This is a genomic window from Bacillus cereus group sp. MYBK216-1, assembly GCF_051916495.1.
In the GTDB taxonomy this organism is placed as follows: domain Bacteria; phylum Bacillota; class Bacilli; order Bacillales; family Bacillaceae_G; genus Bacillus_A; species Bacillus_A thuringiensis_K.
On the sequence record NZ_JBQAGT010000005.1, the window covers coordinates 430,326 to 447,090 of the forward strand.

Consider the following 16,765-nt stretch of genomic DNA (forward strand, 5'->3'; position numbering starts at 1 on the left):
TAAAGGGGTACGAAACAGTGTCAAAAAATATGATTTCTAGGGTTGAGAATATTTCTCAACCCCAGTTTTATAATCACAATAAAATATGGACAAAACCTTTTATAATAGCGGTTATAGTTGTTATAATTTTAGGGATTATATCACTGTTTACTGGAGTTTATGATATACGTGGACAAGAGGATGGAATGGAGATGTTTTTCATCACTCGTGTTCCGAGAACAGTTGCATTAATGCTTACTGGAGCTGCAATGGCGATGGCAGGGCTCGTAATGCAACTCATTACACAGAATCGCTTTGTTGAACCTACTACAACGGGGACGATTGAATGGTCAGGCTTAGGCCTGCTTTTTGTGTATTTACTATTTCCTGCCCCGACTTTAGTTCAAAGAATGACTGGTGCAATCATTTTTTCTTTTATAGGAACTATGATTTTCTTTCTATTTTTAAGAAGAGTTAAGCTTCGTTCGTCTTTAATTGTCCCGATTATTGGATTGATGCTTGGAGCAGTAATTTCTGCAGTGTCTACTTTTTTGGGACTCCTTTTTCAAAAGACGCAAAGTATTGAAACTTGGTTTGTAGGTTCATTTGCTAACATTCAGGTGGGAAGATATGAATATTTATGGCTGATTGTTATCATTACTTTGCTTATTTTTATGTATGCTAATAGATTGACTTTAGCTGGATTAGGAGAAGATGTCGCAACAAGTCTTGGAGTCAATTACAATAGGATTGTTCTTTTTGGGACTGCTCTTATCTCTGTTGCAGTTGGAATTGTTGCAGCTGTTATTGGACACTTACCTTTCTTAGGATTAATTGTGCCAAATATCGTTTCAATGTTTAGAGGTGATGATCTTAGGAGTAATTTACCTTGGGTTTGTGTGATCGGAATGGGGTCAATAACTGCCTGTGACATCATTTCTCGAACAATTATACAGCCTTTTGAATTACCTGTTTCTTTAATACTTGCAACAGTGGGAGCAGTCGTGTTTATTACTATTTTATTGAGACAAAGAAAACCAAGGAGGCTACGATGATCACATTAGAATATAGAAAAAAAGAAAATGTCGAAATCGATTCTAGCCTTCATAATGAAAGTAGATCAGCTAGCGCTTTTCGGTCTAAGAAGGAAGCAAGACGTTATTGGATTTTACTGATAACATTGATTGCTTTAGGTCTTCTTTCTTCATATGGACTTTTAGTTTATAACAATCCAGTTCCGATAGATTCACCTTCTTTTATCCCAGTCGTTAAGAGAAGGATAGTAGCTATTGTTGCAATGATTATCGCTGCAGTTTGCCATAGCTTGTCGACAGTTGCATTCCAATCTATTACGAATAATAAAATTATTACTCCATCGCTTTTAGGTTTCGAATCACTTTATTCAGCAATTCAAACGAGTACAATATTCTTCTTTGGTGCTAGTGCATTAATAAATTTTAATGGAATTGGATCATTTTTATTTCAAGTTGTTGTTATGGTCTTCATGAGTTTGATACTTTATGGATGGTTACTTTCCGGTAAATACGGGAATTTACAACTTATGCTTTTAGTTGGAATTATTATTGGTACCGGGCTAAATTCAGTTTCAACTTTCATGAGAAAACTACTTGCGCCTTCAGAATTTGATATTCTACAAGCAAGATTATTTGGTTCTGTTAATCATGCAGATCCTGCATATTTTCCTATTGTAATTCCTATGATTATAATTGTAGCGGTATTAATTTTTGCTCATTCTAAGAATTTAAATGTTTTGTCACTAGGAAAGGATGTTGCTACTTCTTTTGGAGTTAAATATCAACCTAGTGTAATTTATACGCTTGTATTAGTTGCTATTTTAATGTCCATTTCAACAGCTCTAATTGGGCCACTTACTTTCTACGGCTTTTTAGTGGCAACTTTGAGTTATCAGGCAGCGGCAACTTATGATCATAGATATATTTTTCCGATGGCTTTTGCTATAGGATTTTTAATAATGACGAGCGCATACTTTTTAATGTATCATGTATTCCATGCTCAAGGTGTAGTTTCAGTTATTATTGAATTATTTGGTGGAATTATATTCTTAACTATAGTTTTAAGGAAGAGGGCTTTATGATAAAAATTGATAATGTTAAAAAGTTCTATACTGATAAGGTAAAAATAGGACCTTTGGATATTGAAATACCAAAAGCAGGCTTTACTTCTTTAATTGGACCAAATGGTGCTGGAAAGTCAACGACACTTTTGATGATTGGCAGACTTTTAGATATGGATGAAGGTCAAATTCAGGTAGCAAATATGGATGTTTCTGAATCCAAATCAAAAGACTTAGCAAAAGTTTTGACTATATTGCGACAAGAAAATCATTTTGTAACTAGACTTACTGTTAGACAACTAGTTGGATTTGGGCGCTTTCCTTATTCAAAGGGAAGATTGACTAAAGAAGATGAGGTTATCATTTCTAAATATATCGATTTCTTAGATTTAACTAGTTTAGAGAATAGATATTTAGATGAGCTTTCTGGTGGTCAAAGACAAAGGGCATATGTAGCGATGGTATTGTGCCAAGAGACTGAATATGTACTTTTGGACGAACCTTTGAACAACCTTGATGTTGCTCGCTCTGTTCAAATGATGGAGCATTTGAGACGTGCAGCTAATGAATTTGGACGAACAATTTTGACTGTCATGCATGATATAAATTTTGCGGCTAAATACTCTGATAAAATTTGTGCTATGAAAGATGGACAAATTGCTGCTTTCGGAACAGTAGAAGAAGTTATGGATCCAACACTTTTGACGGATATTTTTGAAACGAAAATAGAGATTATTAATGGTCCTTATGGGCCAATCGCTGTTTATTAGTTATAAAATGTAAAAAATACTGTAGCTTGCGTAGATTATGCAAGCTACTCTAGTTGATGTTGCTGTCTATATTTTATAGGCAGCAGCTTTTTTTATGTGACTACTCATAAAATGCAAAAGAATGCTTCACCTTTTCAAGTATGTACCAAATGAAAAAATATTTCTGTATAACTTTTTAAAAGAATTCAGCTTGTTTTTTTTATATGTAATATTGCATACCAGAGTGTATTGATAAAAGTGTAAGGGGTCACTATAATGAGGGCATAAAGATAAATTACATTTTCGTAGCAATAAAAAGGAGGAAATAATATGGAAATCGCAATGGCAGTATTAAAATTTGTAGGTGGCGTAATCCCGTTAATTCAAGAACTTTTAAAAGCATTTATGTAAGTTTATTAGTTAGCTATCATTTATCAATCATTATCATATTTTACTAAAAAAAGAACGGGGTGATTTTTCTGAATATTAAGAAAAACACTAAAAGAAGAAAGTTCCTTGCATGTTTATTAGTCAGTCTATGCACTATTAATTATTCATCTATTTCCTTCGCAGAAACACAAGCAAGTAATGCAACTGATGTAACCAAAAATGCTAGTGGCATTGATACTGGTATAGCAAATCTTAAATATAATAATCAAGAGGTTTTAGCTATAAATGGTGATAAAGTAGAGAGTTTTGTTCCGAAAGAAAGTATCAATTCAAATGGTAAATTTGTAGTGGTGGAACGCGAGAAAAAATCACTTACAACGTCACCAGTCGATATTTCAATTATTGATTCTGTAGTGAATCGCACGTACCCAGGAGCTGTACAACTTGCAAATAAAGCTTTTGCAGACAATCAACCAAGTTTATTAGTGGCTAAGAGAAAGCCTCTGAATATTAGTATAGACTTACCGGGTATGAGAAAAGAAAATACAATCACTGTCCAAAATCCGACATATGGTAATGTAGCTGGAGCAGTAGACGATTTAGTATCTACTTGGAATGAAAAGTATTCTACAACACATACGTTACCTGCAAGAATGCAGTATACGGAATCTATGGTTTATAGTAAATCACAAATCGCAAGTGCTCTTAATGTTAACGCTAAATATCTTGATAACAGTCTAAACATTGATTTTAATGCGGTTGCAAATGGAGAGAAAAAAGTGATGGTTGCCGCATATAAGCAAATATTTTATACGGTAAGTGCTGAACTACCTAACAATCCATCCGACCTTTTTGATAATAGTGTTACTTTTGATGAGTTAACTCGAAAAGGCGTAAGTAATTCGGCTCCACCTGTTATGGTTTCAAATGTAGCTTATGGTAGAACGATTTATGTAAAATTAGAAACAACATCTAAGAGTAAAGATGTACAAGCTGCTTTTAAAGCCTTACTTAAGGATAACAGCGTTGAAGCAAGTGGACAGTATAAAGATATTTTTGAAGAAAGTACCTTTACTGCTGTAGTATTAGGCGGAGATGCGAAAGAGCATAACAAGGTTGTTACTAAAGATTTCAATGAAATCCGAAATATCATTAAAGATAATGCTGAATTAAGTCTTAAAAATCCAGCATACCCAATTTCATATACAAGTACTTTCTTAAAAGATAATGCAACTGCTGCTGTTCATAACAATACAGATTATATTGAGACGACAACTACAGAATATTCAAGTGCTAAAATGACACTTGATCATTACGGTGCTTACGTTGCTCAATTTGATGTATCTTGGGATGAATTCACATTTGACCAAAAGGGTAACGAAGTACTAACACATAAAACATGGGATGGTAGCGGAAAAGACAAAACGGCTCATTACTCTACAGTTATCCCACTTCCACCGAACTCAAAAAATATAAAAATTGTTGCAAGAGAATGTACAGGTCTTGCATGGGAATGGTGGAGAACAATTATTAATGAACAAAACGTTCCATTAACAAATGAAATAAAAGTTTCAATTGGAGGAACAACATTATACCCAACAGCTAGTATTAGTCATTAAGTATAAAAAAAGCGCCCTATAAGTAGGGCGCTTTTTACTTAGTCACAAATTTTATTTTGTATCGGTATGTTTTTAGGTTTTGTAAATCATCAACTATAAGGTGGGAATATTGTGAAGACGAAAAGCTACATGTTTTTCGTCTTTTCGTTCTCTTGCTTAATAAGAAAGATCCTGTAACTCAGTACAGGCTCTTTAATCAAACGTTTTTAAAAGCTAAATTGTGGTTTCATATCACCTTTATAAGGTTCATGTTCAACGAATATAGTTATATCGTTACCAGCTTGGTCTTTACCAGTTCTTTTATACGTAAATTTATTCTTATTTAGTTCAGTAAGTTCAAGAGCAGCACCGTATTTGTTATTTCCAATTGAAACATGGGCTCTTATTTTATTTTCGTGTACAACATCGAAGTAGCCATAATCACCGCGGCTTTGACCTGTTTCGCTATTGAAGAACTCATATTTATTAGATTTTTCATCAAATTTTGCTAGACTTATAAAATTCGAATTAAACTGTGTTACATCGTTACCAGCTTCGTCTAATACCTTTGTTCCGTGCCAAAGGGTACCGCCTAAAATTTTATCTCCATCAACGTTTTTAACAATATCTCCTGTAGTCGTGTTCAGCTGCTTGTCAGGATCAGTGAAAGAAAGTTCTTTTTCTTTATATGGAACATGTTCAACGAAAACTTCTACATCTTTACCGTTAGCGTCTTTCCCCATTCGTTTATAAGTAAATACATTTTTATTTAGTTTTGTCATGTCAACGACAGCTTGATACTTCATTGATTCTGAAATTAATATTCTCTTCTTCCCATCATTTGTGACAAAGAATGTTCCTTTATCGCCACGACTTGCACCTGTTTTAGCATCGAAAAATTCATATCTGCCTGACTTCGCATCATATTTTGCTAGACCAATGAAGTTTGCATTCTCTTTTGTTAAGTCATTCTTATCTTTGTCATACACTCGTGTACCTTGCCAATTCGTCTCGCTAAGAATATTAGCCATTTTTTGCCCTTTAGTTAATTTGTTTTCCTGTTTTGTTTCTTTAGCAACTTGTTCTTGTTTTTGTTTCCCATGATTTTCTTCAGCTTTAGTACCAGCACACCCTGTTAATGCTAATGTGAATCCGAGCAGTATGGATGATAGTACTTTTGTTTTTTTGTTCATGTTTTATCGTCTCCTTATTTTGTAATTTTAAGTAGTACGGTTTGCGATTATAGTAGCAGTGCGTCATATATAAACTTAGTTGCTACGTTTCTTATGTTAATACTCGACTATAAACTGCCTCTAAATAAAACATTAAAAAAAGATAAACTAATTCCTAAAAAATGTTCATATTTATAAAAAATCGCTAGCTTGTTGTAGTGCCTACGAGTAATCCAACAAATACATTGTAATGAAGAAGGAAAGTCGTTAACAATAATGTAATTCCTAATGGAGCCAATCGATTGTATTGCAAAATTTTCGAGCTAAACTGTAGGGGAAATGAAGATTTTATAGAATTCGTTTCGTATAGGAAGGGGATGTCCATGTTTGATTCAACAGATTTTAAGATTATACAATTACTACAAGAAAACGCTAGAATGAACTGGAAGGAAATTGGGGAGATAGTACATTTGACTGGTCAGGCTGTCGGGAAACGAATTCATAAATTAGAAGAGGCAGGTGTCATTCAAAAATATACGATAAATATCAACAGGGCTAAGCTAGAAGGATCTATTATGACCTTTGTTACACTATTTTTGCATGCACCGCACTATCATAATCAAATTCAAAACTTTTTTGAAAAAACGGACGTAATTACTGAAATGTATCGTATAAGCGGCGATGGGTGCTATGTCATGACTCTTCACACATCTTCGCATCAGCAATTAGAAGAGGCTCTTGCAGATGTTTTATATTATGGTGATTATCGTATAAATACGGTCATTAAGACAATGGAAAAAAAGAAAGAATAAGATATTTATCCTTTCTTTTTTTTGAACTGTAATTTTTTATTTGCTCTTGTTTATAAAACAGTTTGCTGACATGACTGTTGCATAAATATCACCAAACTCTAATGCACTCATGAACGATTGATGAGCGTGTACTGCGGGGATTAGATTTCCTTGGAATTCTAAATCTTTTGTTGTACAAGCATCTTCAATTACAATACATTGAAATCCGAAGTCACTGGCAGCGCGCACTGTTGCATCAATACATACATGAGTCATCATACCGCAAATGACTAGTCGGTCTATTTTCTCTGTCTGTAATGTTTCTAATAAATTTGTTCTTAAAAAACTGTTAGGGTGATGTTTTTGAATGACTCTTTCGTTAGCAATTGGTTGTACATCATCATAAATTTGAACACCTATTGTATCGGATAAGAAGAAAGTAGCTCCTTCATTGTTCGCAATATGTTGTACGTGAATAACTGTTTTATGTTTTTCACGAAATGTTTTCAAAACTTCTTTCGCTTTTTGTGCGGCTTTTTCAGGTTGATGTAATTCCATATTGCCACCTTCAAAGTAATCATTTTGTATGTCGACTAATAGTAACGCTTCGTTCATAGTTAATCCCCCCACATATATTTGTACAGTACGTTGTTTGTACTGTACCGTTATTATATAAAGTGTAGGTATGCGGAAGTAATAGCGTTATGAAACGATTTTAACGTATATAGTTTCATTGTGAAAAAGGTGAAAGTTGGTATAGGCACAAATGGATTTTGTGGAATTCATGGCAAAGTTATAGGTAGAGTGGCGTTGTAGGATAAAAACCATAACTTTGCTGGAGGATCGGGTTATGGTTTTTTTATGAGGAAATGCGATTTTAAGTTTTTGCTGAAGGTGTTTTTCTAGGATATGCTGTGAGTGATTGAAGTGAGGTAGTGTCGGATATTGTCGACCGATCGATATATTAGAAAAATCGTTGATATATTGTAAGTTATGATAGATATATTGGAAAAATCGTTGATATATTGCTAGTTGTGATAGATATATTGAAAAAATCGTTGATATATTTGTAAAGGGGTGTTTGAGGTGATTGTGAAAGAAAGAAAAATACCGATTTATATAAGACAGTTAGAAGCGCTTCTTAGAAGGTTACCTGTACATCATCCGAAACGAAATATAATTGGAGAAAACTTGGCAAAACACATGGCGGGGTATAAAGGGGAGCAAGCGATTGATTATCCACTTAGTTTTATTTGTGAGAAAGAGTACAGTGTTTTACATGATGTTCGCTTATCTAATCATGATCAATACTTTCAAATTGATACTATTATCATTTCCACAAAGTTTCTTCTGTTTCTTGAGATAAAAAATATAGCAGGTACATTAATATTTGATACAAAGTTTAATCAACTTATCCGAATAACAGAAGGAAATTCAGAGGGATTTCCAGACCCTGTTTTACAAATAAAAAGGCAGGAAATACAACTTAAAAAATGGTTAAGCTTACATGGATTTTCTTCTAGTCTTCCAATCGAGTCCCTCGTTGTTATTAGCTCGCCTCGTACCATTATAAAATCTTCAGATGACAATCTTCTTCATACAATTATTCATAGTGCAAATCTACCTCATAAAATAAAGTGGTTTGAAAGTAAATATAAGAAAAAAGTTATAGATAATGTAGATAGGCTCATTCATCAAATAATAGCGGAGCATTCTCCACTTCAACAAAATATACTTGAGCAATATAAAATAGAAAAAGAGGAGTTGCTAAATGGAGTACAATGTGAGAAATGCTTAGTTATTCCAATGGTTAAAGTTAAGAAGGGTTGGCGTTGTACAAGTTGTAAAGATTTTTCAAAAGTGGCACATGAGGGTGCTATACGAGATTATGCATTGCTCATTAGTACGACATGTACGAACGGTAATTTGAAAGAGTTTCTCCATGTTTCGTCAGGTATGGTTGTAAACAGAATTCTCCACACACTAAATCTGGCCTATACTGGCAACAACAAAGGACGAATATATGATTTAACTTCTTTCCAATCGTAATTTTGCTATAATAAATAAGTACTTATACGAAGGGGAGTTTAAAGATAAAATGAAGTCGTTTAATATCGATCATGTTATAGCTAGTATTTTGCAATGGATATTAAATATAGCTTTAATTATATTATCCATTGTGTTATCGATTTTCTTAGTGAATGAGACGATCACGTTTGTGCAGTATATTTTTTCGTCAAAAGAGTATACGTCTTATAAATTGGTTGAAAGTATCATCGTCTATTTCTTATACTTCGAGTTCATTGCATTAATTATTAAGTATTTTAAATCGAATTATCATTTCCCGTTACGTTATTTTATTTATATCGGAATTACGGCTTTAATTCGGTTGATTATTGTGTCTCATGAGGAACCGATGGAGACGTTATTATACGCGGGAGCAATTCTTGTTTTAGTTATTGCTTTATACATATCGAATATGAGAGATTTGAGAAAAGAGTAGTAGTGCAGACGTAAGTTTGCACTACTTTTTTATGTGGAATTTTCCACCCTATGATTTTGGGGCTGTAATCAAATGAATAGTGTCAGGACATTCTAATTTATAAGTTACTTTGTTGTCTTCAATATCTTTCTTTATCTTTTGACATGTAGTATTCGAATATTGTATCTCTTGGTTTTCATTAAGTTTCTCATTTGTTTTTGTGTAGTCGACATCATAATAGACGGAGGTAGATTCCTTTTCTTTTTTTACAGTTAAATCAATAATAATAGGCTCGTTCTTGTTATTAAATTTAGTAATTCTAACTGAATCGTCTTTATTTGAATTATAGTTTTTTACGAAAGTATCTAATTTCTCTATGTTATAAACTTCATCGTTTTTCTCAATAATATCACCACGTTTTTTGGAAGCCTCAAAAGTATATGTCTCGTTTTTATCGTTTTTTTGCTCATTATTAGTACAACCAATAAGAGTAAATAAGGCTAATGAGATTACAGATAACGCATATTTTCTATATTGTATACTCATAGATTCAGCTCCTTTTCTTAATTTTTAACGATGATATATTTATAATTTTATTTTATCTTACTGAGCTTTTTGGAAAGCAAAAAGACTGTTCTTTTTTCGTTAAGTTACTGTAAATACCTACATTCTTTATTAATTAGTTATAAATTTCGGCATAATATTTTTACATTAGTTTTTACATCTTGACCTTCAAGTTGCTTGAAAGTTTACAATGAAATTAGGGCGTTTGAAATCGAAAAAAATTGAGAAATTAAGTGAAGAGTTTTTTTTACTTGGAGGTTATAGGAATGAATCAGGAATTGAAGTTACGTCCATTAGAACGAGAAGATTTAAAGTTTGTACACGAACTGAATAATAATGCGCACATTATGTCGTATTGGTTTGAAGAGCCATATGAGGCATTTGTGGAGCTGCAAGACTTATACGATAAACATATACATGATCAAAGCGAACGCCGATTTATCGTTGAGAAAGACAATGAAATGGTTGGATTAGTTGAGTTAGTAGAAATTGATTATATTCATCGTAGAACAGAATTCCAAATTATTATTGATCCGAATTATCAAGGATATGGTTATGCAGTGGATGCGACGCGTTTAGCAATGGATTACGCTTTTTCTGTACTAAATATGCATAAGATATATTTAGTTGTGGATAAGGAAAATGAAAAGGCAGTACATGTTTATAAAAAAGTTGGGTTTATGGTAGAAGGTGAGCTTATCGATGAGTTTTTCGTTGATGGTAACTATCATAATGCGATAAGAATGTGTATGTTTCAGAAGCAATATTTTGAAAACAAGTAGTTGAAAGATTCAGAAGTAATGTTGACGCTTCGTAAAACCGTATGCTAAAATCCCTTTTAAGTATTAAGGAAGGTGCAGAATATGCTTTATATAAAATTTGTAAAACTCATTAGAAAACTTTGCTCCGCACAAATGTATACGGTGAAGCGTTGTACGGAGCTTAATCAAGGGGTTTAAATCCCCTATATTCATCGGCTGAATAACTTTTCGAAAAAAGTATAGTATATCTATGCTTATTTCGTTATGGTTTTTCAGCTGGTGTATAAAATAGATTAAGGGGCCATAGACAATGCTTTGTCTATGGCCCTTTGTGTATATTATTCCGATGAGTCTTTACTGTAAATTGGAGTAGTATAGGAAAAACCACGAAGCAGAGGGCTAGTGTCGAATGACGCTATCTCTCTGCTTTTTTTAATTTCAGGAAAAGAGGAATAAAAATGAGTTTACTTAAAGTTGAAAGTTTATCACATAGTTTTATAGATAAAGTATTATACGAAAATGCTTCTTTTGATTTGCATAAAGGGGAGCATATGGGAATTGTTGGACAGAATGGTGCAGGAAAAAGCACATTAATGAAAATATTAGTGGGGGAAATTATTCCTGATAAGGGAGACATAAAGTGGCAACCCAATATTCAAATTGGGCATCTTGATCAATACGCTGAAATTGATGAGGGTTATACCATTTCACAATATTTAAAGAGAGCCTTTTATGATTTGTATGAAATGGAAAAGAGAATGAACAAGTTATATGAAGAAAGTGCGATGACTGGAGATGAGAATCAACTACTAAAAGCAGCTGAAATGCAAGAGCAGCTGGAGGCTCGTGATTTTTATTCAGTAGACAGCGTAATAAATAAGGTGGCAGCTGGTCTAGGTATTGATGTGATTGGGATGGATCGTGTTATTGGTGAATTAAGCGGAGGTCAGCGTGCAAAGGTAATTTTAGCGAAGCTCTTATTAGAAGAGCCTAATATTTTATTACTAGATGAACCGACGAATTTTCTCGATAAGGAGCATGTGGAGTGGCTTGCTAATTATTTAATGAAGTTTGAAGGAGCGTTTATTGTCGTATCACATGATTTTGATTTTTTGGAAAAAGTAACTTCTTGCATATGTGATGTAGAGTTCGGAACGGTTAAGAAGTATTATGGCAAATACTTAGATTTTGTAAGACAAAAGGAGCATTTGCGAAAAGATTATATTCGCCAATATTATGCACAGCAAAAGAAAATTGAAAAAACGGAAGAGTATATTCGTAGAAATATTGCCGGGGTGAATTCAAAAATAGCGCAAGGTCGTCGAAAACAATTGCAGCGTATGGAAAGAATTGCGCCACCAAGTTTTACTCATAAACCGTCTATTCATTTTCAGGAACTTCCCATTTCAGTTCAGACAGTTCTTGAAGTAAATAACCTTGAAGTTGGTTATGACTTCGCTCTCTTACCAAAGTTGGATTTTTCAGTAATGGGTGGGCAAAAACTTGTTATTACAGGTTTCAATGGAGTAGGGAAATCTACTTTATTAAAAACAATCGTTGGAAATATTGCTAGTATTTCTGGAGAGTTTCACTTTTTAGAGCAAATAAAGATTGGATATTATGAGCAAGATTTAAATTGGAGCAATGATTCTTTAACTCCGCTTCAAATTATTTCAGAACAGTTTCCTAAACTGAATATGAAGGAAATACGCCATCATTTAGCTGCGTGTGGTGTGAAGGATACGCACGTTTCGCAAGAAATTCGTACGTTAAGTGGTGGTGAACAATCGAAGGTGAAACTGTGTGGATTATTACTATCACCTTGTAACTTCTTAATTTTAGATGAGCCGACAAATCATTTAGATGCAGAAGCGAAGGAAGCTTTACAAAAGGCGCTAATTAAGTTTAAGGGCAGCATTATACTCGTATCTCACGAAGCGAGTTTTTATCTTGATTGGGCAGATAGCATTTTTCATATAGAGACGGGATTAGTTAATGGGGTGTGAAACATATGAGTGAAAACAATTGGAAAACGAAAATTATATTATTTTTGACCGCTCAAACTATTTCGTTGTTCGGTTCCTCTCTCGTGCAATACGCGATTATATGGTATATCACCCTTACAACATCATCAGGAGTGATGTTGACTATTTCAACTGTTTGCGGTTTTCTACCACAAATTGCGATATCTTTGTTTGCAGGTGTTTGGATTGATCGTTATGACCGCAAAAAGATGATTATGTTATCGGACGGGATTATAGCGATTGCGACGTTAGTTTTAGCAATTTTATTTTTAACAGGATATAAAAGTATTTGGTTACTTTTTATTGTGTTACTCATTCGTTCAGCTGGAACAGGAGTACAAACGCCAGCTGTGAATGCATTAATTCCGCAAATCGTTCCGAAAGAGTATCTGATGAAAGTAAATGGAATAAATAGCAGTATTACATCTTTAATTATGTTTCTTTCTCCAGCAGCAAGTGCGGCGATTCTTTCTATTGCCAGCATTGAAACAACATTTTTTATTGATGTTATTACAGCTATGTTTGGAATTAGTATTATGTTTGTCATTCAGGTGGAAGGACATGTGAATGTAGAGAGTAAGCAAAAATCTAATCTACAAGGAATTAAAGAAGGGTTCTCTTATTTAAAAGAAAATGTATTTATTAAAAGGCTAATCGTTTTATTGATTATCGTCATGATTTTAATAAGTCCAGCTGCTTTTTTAACACCTTTAATGGTAACTCGTTCTTTCGGGGCTGAAATGTGGAGACTTACTGCTAGTGAGATGACCTTTAGTGCGGGTGCGGCAGCTGGTGGCATATTGATTGCGGCATGGGGTGGTTTTCGTAATCGTATGCATACAACAGCGCTAGCTTGTGCATTATATGGACTGCTTATGATTGGACTAGGGATCGCTCCGGTATTTATTATGTATTTAGTATTTAACTTTTTAATTGGTATAACAATGCCGTGCTTCAATACACCAGTTACTGTGTTATTGCAGGAGAAAGTAGAACCATCAATGCACGGACGGATGTTTAGCCTTGTACAAATTGCGAATTCATGTGCGCTTCCTTTAGGAATGATAATATTTGGTCCATTGTCGGATATGTTTAGTGTAGGGATTTTGTTAATTTATGCTGGGATATTTGTGCTATTTTGCGCAATGTATGTTGTATTAAGCAAGAGGTTTGAAGCGTAAAGATTTATTCCGTTATTTGCGAGTCGGGCTGCCCGTAAACGCCCAATTGGTGAGAGCTGATTAAAGTTTCACTTTATAATTTAGAAGGTTTGCAAAGTGATTTAAGATGCTTTGCAAACCTTTTTGTTATTAGTCTAGTCAATAAGTATTTATTGTTAAACGATAAATACTTATTGACTGTTAATGTCATTTTAGATAATATGATGTTAACGATCCAAGGAGAATTACACGAGTAGAGGAGAATTTGAAATGAAAAATAAATACATAGTAGCTATTTCTTTCATGATTTTAGCAATTATTTCTTTAACTATACATGCTTCAAACAGTAAAGTAGGAGCGGATGGATTCCTTGAAGAACCTTTCTTTTTCCTAGTACCGATAAGTTATGTATTGTTCCTTAGTGGTATTGGTGTATTATTATTTGGATTTATTACTTCAAAGCTGAAAAAGGGCAATAGATAGGGACAAAACACTCACTATGAAATAGAAACATACCATATGGAAGAAAAAGAATAAGTGAGATGAATCATGATGAACCATCATTTTTATAATGGAAGACAAGTAGGAGCAGCTATTACTTTGGCTGGGGCACAGGGAACTATTCATGCTGTGAATCAAGCTATTCAAATGCAACAACAAGCATATTTTGCACAAATGATGCAAAGTCAGTATATGCCGTATTCACAGCTTCCGATGCAAATTGTACATTACGATGTACATCCAGCTGGTTTATTTTCCATTCCATATGGCGGGACATACTTCTTATGAAAGAAAGCGACTGGTTAGAGTCGCTTTTTTTATGTTCCGCCTAGCTTTATTCCAAGGAATGCAAAGGCGATACCAATTATGTAAGTAGCGCTTAAGTATAAAAGGAATGTGCTAAAGTTTTTACGATTGAGGAGTTGAACAGATTCTAGTTTAAACGTCGAAAATGTTGTGAATGCCCCCATAAATCCAGTACCTAATAGTAGTTGCCAGCCTGTAGTGACCCCGTTTCCAATTATATATCCAAGTAAAAACGCCCCTGTTATGTTAATAAGGAATGTAGCAAGTGGGAATTGTGTTTTATTTCTTTTCTTAAACCAATTGCTAATTGCAAATCGTGTAATCGCACCGAAAAATCCTCCTGCTGCGACTAATAAAGCCTCTATCATGAGTAATCACCTTCCGTAAGAGATTTCTTAATTAAGAAATCTCCAAGTGTATAGCCAAGACTAGACATAATGAGGCCACCAAGTATGCTACATGATACATATAAGAAGGCTATACTCCACTCAGAATGATTGATCAATTGCACAGTTTCTACACTAAATGTTGAAAAAGTTGTAAAGGAACCGATGAATCCAGTCCCGATGCCTGTGATAATCTCTGAAGGTAAGATGTTTAGCCGAGCGATATAAGTAGTTAGCCACGCTAAGAAGAAGCAACCGGTTAAGTTAATGAGTAATGTTGCTAATGGAAATGAATGATGCCAAAATGTGGTGATATTAAGACCTAAATAATAACGAGAAAGAGCTCCTAATATACCGGCAATGCCGACGATAATATAAATCAATTTTCTCACCTCTTTAAATAGCTTGCTCAAAAAAATAGACTCCTACCAGTATATATACTGGTAGGAGTCATTAGCTAAGCAGCGTTTATGGCGAACTCCATCGCCTATGATTATTACATATAGTGTACTAAAAATACCGTTTAATTTCCAGTGAGGAGGTAGGTGTAACTTTTCTTTTTTTTGATGTCTGAAGGTTTTTTAAGTAATTAAAATGGGATTGATTACTTATCAACTAAATATAATGATATACGGTTTTAATTATGATAAAATGTTTCTTATGTGTGTCGTTTTGTTTTATTTGACTGAAAATAAAGAAAAATAAATTCGCGTGAAAAGGAGTCATTTATTTGAAGAAATTTTTAAAAATCGTATTTACATGTGTTTTAGTGGTAGCGGGCATTGTAGGGGGATTTCTAGCGTATATGACACTTACTAAAGAACAGCCTGTTGATGTTATAGCCTTGAAGGTGGAGAATAATAAGGAGCGCGTATTAGCGACTGGACATGAATTTAAAGTTACAACATTTAATATTGGATATGCTGGATTAGATAAGGATCAAGATTTCTTTATGGATGGCGGAAAGGGATCTGGTTCAAGTAGTAAAGAGCAAACGGAAACTAATTTAAAGAATATGCTTTCGTTTTTACAAAATGAGAATAGTGATTTTGCACTATTACAAGAAGTTGATATAAAGTCACTTCGTTCATTTGATGTAAATGGACATGAATTTTTGAAAAAAGGATTACCTGATTATGTTTCGTCATTTGGCAAGAACTACGATACGAAATGGGTTCCAGTGCCAATAACAAATCCAATGGGATATGCGGAGGCTGGATTAAGTACGTTTTCTAAATACACTGTTCAAGAAGCGAAGAGGTTCCAGCTTCCTGGAATGGAGCCTTGGCCAAAGCGTTTGTTTGATTTAGATCGAGCAATTGTGGAATATAAAATTCCTGTTAATAATGGGAAACATGTTAGACTCGTAAATTTACATTTGTCTGCTTATGATGAAGGCGGGAAAATTAGAAAACAGCAAGTAGAGTATTTAAAAGAATATATGAACAAACATTATGAAAAAGGTGATTACGTAATAATGGGTGGAGATTGGAATCAATTAGTTTCGAACGCTCAATTAAGTGATCCGAAGTTCGTGAAAGAGCGTCCTGAGTGGTTAGTAGAGTTACCGAAGGACTTTACGGACGGTGGCTTTAAGTGGGCTGTAGATCCGTCTGTTATGACTGTGAGAGATGATGTGAAGAAATATGTAGAAGGTGAAAATTTCGTTACTATTATTGATGGCTTTATCGTTTCACCGAATGTAGAGATTGTAAATGTACAAGGGAAAGATTTAAAGTTTGAAAATAGCGATCATAACCCAGTGAGTGCGGTATTTAAACTGAAGTAATTGATATGTATAAGTAGA

At 34.0% G+C, this 16,765-nt stretch carries 18 protein-coding genes and 1 riboswitch; of the genes, 13 read left to right on the top strand and 5 right to left on the bottom strand.

Annotation, left to right across the window (positions count from 1 at the left end):
- The first annotated feature begins 17 nt into the window (after positions 1-17).
- From ACTFRH_RS20365 to alo, 4 genes are all read left to right on the top strand, one after another.
- On the top strand, positions 18-1,034 hold the full coding sequence (locus tag ACTFRH_RS20365) for an ABC transporter permease (protein WP_000042065.1): 1,017 nt from the start codon (positions 18-20) through the stop codon (positions 1,032-1,034).
- Positions 1,031-2,095: an iron chelate uptake ABC transporter family permease subunit gene (locus tag ACTFRH_RS20370; RefSeq protein ID WP_000631241.1), complete on the top strand. Its 1,065-nt coding sequence runs from the start codon at positions 1,031-1,033 to the stop codon at positions 2,093-2,095. Before ACTFRH_RS20365 ends, ACTFRH_RS20370 begins: the two co-directional genes overlap by 4 nt.
- Positions 2,092-2,844 (top strand): iron ABC transporter ATP-binding protein, encoded by a 753-nt coding sequence (locus ACTFRH_RS20375; RefSeq protein WP_000590070.1) that lies wholly within the window; start codon positions 2,092-2,094, stop codon positions 2,842-2,844. Before ACTFRH_RS20370 ends, ACTFRH_RS20375 begins: the two co-directional genes overlap by 4 nt.
- 449 nt (positions 2,845-3,293) lie before the next feature.
- The gene (gene alo, locus ACTFRH_RS20380; RefSeq protein WP_000576722.1) at positions 3,294-4,832 is read left to right on the top strand and encodes an anthrolysin O/cereolysin O family cholesterol-dependent cytolysin Alo; all 1,539 of its coding nucleotides are present in this window, start codon (positions 3,294-3,296) and stop codon (positions 4,830-4,832) included.
- A gap of 206 nt (positions 4,833-5,038) precedes the next feature.
- Here alo and ACTFRH_RS20385 read toward each other — a convergent pair whose 3' ends face one another.
- A complete protein-coding gene (locus ACTFRH_RS20385) occupies positions 5,039-6,004 on the bottom strand; it encodes a DUF4822 domain-containing protein (protein WP_001036743.1) in 966 nt (321 codons plus the stop codon).
- A gap of 362 nt (positions 6,005-6,366) precedes the next feature.
- Here ACTFRH_RS20385 and ACTFRH_RS20390 point away from each other — a divergent pair, with 362 nt between their 5' ends.
- A complete protein-coding gene (locus ACTFRH_RS20390) occupies positions 6,367-6,795 on the top strand; it encodes an Lrp/AsnC family transcriptional regulator (protein ID WP_000460475.1) in 429 nt (142 codons plus the stop codon).
- Positions 6,796-6,831: 36 nt separating this feature from the next.
- On the opposite strand, the gene ACTFRH_RS20395 is transcribed toward ACTFRH_RS20390, so the two are convergent.
- Complete coding sequence (locus ACTFRH_RS20395) at positions 6,832-7,389, bottom strand: cysteine hydrolase family protein (protein WP_001001086.1); 558 nt, start codon at positions 7,387-7,389, stop codon at positions 6,832-6,834.
- 477 nt (positions 7,390-7,866) lie between these two features.
- Here ACTFRH_RS20395 and ACTFRH_RS20400 point away from each other — a divergent pair, with 477 nt between their 5' ends.
- Positions 7,867-8,823 (top strand): nuclease-related domain-containing protein, encoded by a 957-nt coding sequence (locus tag ACTFRH_RS20400; protein WP_080545954.1) that lies wholly within the window; start codon positions 7,867-7,869, stop codon positions 8,821-8,823.
- A gap of 49 nt (positions 8,824-8,872) precedes the next feature.
- Positions 8,873-9,277: a phosphate-starvation-inducible protein PsiE gene (psiE, locus tag ACTFRH_RS20405; protein WP_000834707.1), complete on the top strand. Its 405-nt coding sequence runs from the start codon at positions 8,873-8,875 to the stop codon at positions 9,275-9,277.
- Between the two features lie 48 nt (positions 9,278-9,325).
- Here the strand turns inward: psiE and ACTFRH_RS20410 are convergent, their stop codons facing one another.
- Positions 9,326-9,802, bottom strand: a complete 477-nt coding sequence (locus tag ACTFRH_RS20410; RefSeq protein ID WP_000027507.1) for a DUF4362 domain-containing protein — start codon at positions 9,800-9,802, stop codon at positions 9,326-9,328.
- Positions 9,803-10,086: 284 nt separating this feature from the next.
- On the opposite strand from ACTFRH_RS20410, the gene speG reads away from it, so the two are divergent.
- From speG to ACTFRH_RS20435, 5 genes are all read left to right on the top strand, one after another.
- Positions 10,087-10,602 carry a spermidine N1-acetyltransferase gene (gene speG / locus ACTFRH_RS20415; protein WP_001071092.1) on the top strand — a complete coding sequence of 172 codons (516 nt, stop codon included), beginning with the start codon at positions 10,087-10,089 and terminating at the stop codon, positions 10,600-10,602.
- Positions 10,603-11,039: 437 nt separating this feature from the next.
- Positions 11,040-12,587 carry an ABC-F family ATP-binding cassette domain-containing protein gene (locus ACTFRH_RS20420; RefSeq protein ID WP_000054866.1) on the top strand — a complete coding sequence of 516 codons (1,548 nt, stop codon included), beginning with the start codon at positions 11,040-11,042 and terminating at the stop codon, positions 12,585-12,587.
- Between the two features lie 5 nt (positions 12,588-12,592).
- A complete protein-coding gene (locus ACTFRH_RS20425) occupies positions 12,593-13,786 on the top strand; it encodes an MFS transporter (RefSeq protein WP_001293748.1) in 1,194 nt (397 codons plus the stop codon).
- A gap of 249 nt (positions 13,787-14,035) precedes the next feature.
- Positions 14,036-14,248: a DUF3955 domain-containing protein gene (locus ACTFRH_RS20430; protein ID WP_000792583.1), complete on the top strand. Its 213-nt coding sequence runs from the start codon at positions 14,036-14,038 to the stop codon at positions 14,246-14,248.
- Positions 14,249-14,314: 66 nt separating this feature from the next.
- The gene (locus ACTFRH_RS20435) at positions 14,315-14,554 is read left to right on the top strand and encodes a DUF3947 family protein (protein WP_000980932.1); all 240 of its coding nucleotides are present in this window, start codon (positions 14,315-14,317) and stop codon (positions 14,552-14,554) included.
- A 29-nt stretch (positions 14,555-14,583) separates the two neighbouring features.
- Here the strand turns inward: ACTFRH_RS20435 and crcB (ACTFRH_RS20440) are convergent, their stop codons facing one another.
- A complete protein-coding gene (gene crcB, locus ACTFRH_RS20440) occupies positions 14,584-14,940 on the bottom strand; it encodes a fluoride efflux transporter CrcB (protein WP_000568571.1) in 357 nt (118 codons plus the stop codon).
- Complete coding sequence (gene crcB, locus ACTFRH_RS20445; protein ID WP_000639317.1) at positions 14,937-15,341, bottom strand: fluoride efflux transporter CrcB; 405 nt, start codon at positions 15,339-15,341, stop codon at positions 14,937-14,939. The genes crcB (ACTFRH_RS20440) and crcB (ACTFRH_RS20445) overlap by 4 nt, the downstream gene beginning before the upstream one ends.
- 54 nt (positions 15,342-15,395) lie before the next feature.
- Positions 15,396-15,455: riboswitch (Fluoride riboswitch) on the bottom strand.
- A gap of 233 nt (positions 15,456-15,688) precedes the next feature.
- Between crcB (ACTFRH_RS20445) and ACTFRH_RS20450 the strand changes: the two genes are divergently transcribed.
- Positions 15,689-16,747 (top strand): endonuclease/exonuclease/phosphatase family protein, encoded by a 1,059-nt coding sequence (locus tag ACTFRH_RS20450; RefSeq protein WP_000714053.1) that lies wholly within the window; start codon positions 15,689-15,691, stop codon positions 16,745-16,747.
- Positions 16,748-16,765: the final 18 nt, after the last annotated feature.

Excerpts from the sequence above, each read along its gene's own strand:
- ACTFRH_RS20385 (WP_001036743.1), bottom strand. The coding sequence starts at position 6,004 with ATGAACAAAAAAACAAAAGTACTATCATCCATACTGCTCGGATTCACA.
- ACTFRH_RS20425 (WP_001293748.1), top strand. The coding sequence starts at position 12,593 with ATGAGTGAAAACAATTGGAAAACGAAAATTATATTATTTTTGACCGCT.
- ACTFRH_RS20395 (WP_001001086.1), bottom strand. The coding sequence starts at position 7,389 with ATGAACGAAGCGTTACTATTAGTCGACATACAAAATGATTACTTTGAA.
- speG (WP_001071092.1), top strand. The coding sequence starts at position 10,087 with ATGAATCAGGAATTGAAGTTACGTCCATTAGAACGAGAAGATTTAAAG.
- ACTFRH_RS20370 (WP_000631241.1), top strand. The coding sequence starts at position 1,031 with ATGATCACATTAGAATATAGAAAAAAAGAAAATGTCGAAATCGATTCT.
- crcB (WP_000568571.1), bottom strand. The coding sequence starts at position 14,940 with ATGATAGAGGCTTTATTAGTCGCAGCAGGAGGATTTTTCGGTGCGATT.
- psiE (WP_000834707.1), top strand. The coding sequence starts at position 8,873 with ATGAAGTCGTTTAATATCGATCATGTTATAGCTAGTATTTTGCAATGG.
- ACTFRH_RS20435 (WP_000980932.1), top strand. The coding sequence starts at position 14,315 with ATGATGAACCATCATTTTTATAATGGAAGACAAGTAGGAGCAGCTATT.
- ACTFRH_RS20430 (WP_000792583.1), top strand. The coding sequence starts at position 14,036 with ATGAAAAATAAATACATAGTAGCTATTTCTTTCATGATTTTAGCAATT.
- ACTFRH_RS20375 (WP_000590070.1), top strand. The coding sequence starts at position 2,092 with ATGATAAAAATTGATAATGTTAAAAAGTTCTATACTGATAAGGTAAAA.
- ACTFRH_RS20390 (WP_000460475.1), top strand. The coding sequence starts at position 6,367 with ATGTTTGATTCAACAGATTTTAAGATTATACAATTACTACAAGAAAAC.
- ACTFRH_RS20420 (WP_000054866.1), top strand. The coding sequence starts at position 11,040 with ATGAGTTTACTTAAAGTTGAAAGTTTATCACATAGTTTTATAGATAAA.
- ACTFRH_RS20410 (WP_000027507.1), bottom strand. The coding sequence starts at position 9,802 with ATGAGTATACAATATAGAAAATATGCGTTATCTGTAATCTCATTAGCC.